At 55.5% G+C, this 1,036-nt stretch carries 1 rRNA gene; it reads left to right on the forward strand.

Annotation, left to right across the window (positions count from 1 at the left end):
* A 23S ribosomal RNA gene (locus B079_RS0111385) occupies positions 1-1,036 on the forward strand; the annotation flags it as partial.

A 1,036-nucleotide genomic window follows, 5' to 3' on the forward strand; every position in this document is an offset into this window, starting at 1 on the left:
TGAGACCTGATGCCGAGCCGATTGTGGTGAAGTGGATGATCCTATGCTGTCGAGAAAAGCCTCTAGCGAGTTTCATGGCGGCCCGTACCCTAAACCGACTCAGGTGGTCAGGTAGAGAATACCGAGGCGTTCGGGTGAACTATGGTTAAGGAACTCGGCAAAATGCCCCCGTAACTTCGGGAGAAGGGGGGCCATGTCTGGTGATCCGATTTACTCGGTGAGCTGGGTGTGGCCGCAGAGACCAGCGAGAAGCGACTGTTTACTAAAAACACAGGTCCGTGCGAAGCCGTAAGGCGATGTATACGGACTGACGCCTGCCCGGTGCTGGAACGTTAAGGGGACCGGTTAGCTCCATTTCGGTGGGGCGAAGCTGAGAACTTAAGCGCCAGTAAACGGCGGTGGTAACTATAACCATCCTAAGGTAGCGAAATTCCTTGTCGGGTAAGTTCCGACCTGCACGAATGGCGTAACGACTTCTCGACTGTCTCAACCATAGGCCCGGTGAAATTGCACTACGAGTAAAGATGCTCGTTTCGCGCAGCAGGACGGAAAGACCCCGGGACCTTTACTACAGTTTGATATTGGTGTTCGGTTCGGCTTGTGTAGGATAGCTGGGAGACTGTGAACTCTGGACGCCAGTTCAGGGGGAGTCGTCGTTGAAATACCAGTCTGGTCGTGCTGGATGTCTAACCTGGGTCCGTGATCCGGATCAGGGACAGTGTCTGATGGGTAGTTTAACTGGGGCGGTTGCCTCCTAAAGAGTAACGGAGGCGCCCAAAGGTTCCCTCAGCCTGGTTGGTAATCAGGTGTTGAGTGTAAGTGCACAAGGGAGCTTGACTGTGAGACCGACGGGTCGAGCAGGGACGAAAGTCGGGACTAGTGATCCGGCGGTGGCTTGTGGAAGCGCCGTCGCTCAACGGATAAAAGGTACCCCGGGGATAACAGGCTGATCTTCCCCAAGAGTCCATATCGACGGGATGGTTTGGCACCTCGATGTCGGCTCGTCGCATCCTGGGGCTGGAGTCGGTCCCAAGGG

Source organism: Streptomyces sp. LaPpAH-108, from assembly GCF_000373625.1.
Classification (GTDB): domain Bacteria; phylum Actinomycetota; class Actinomycetes; order Streptomycetales; family Streptomycetaceae; genus Streptomyces.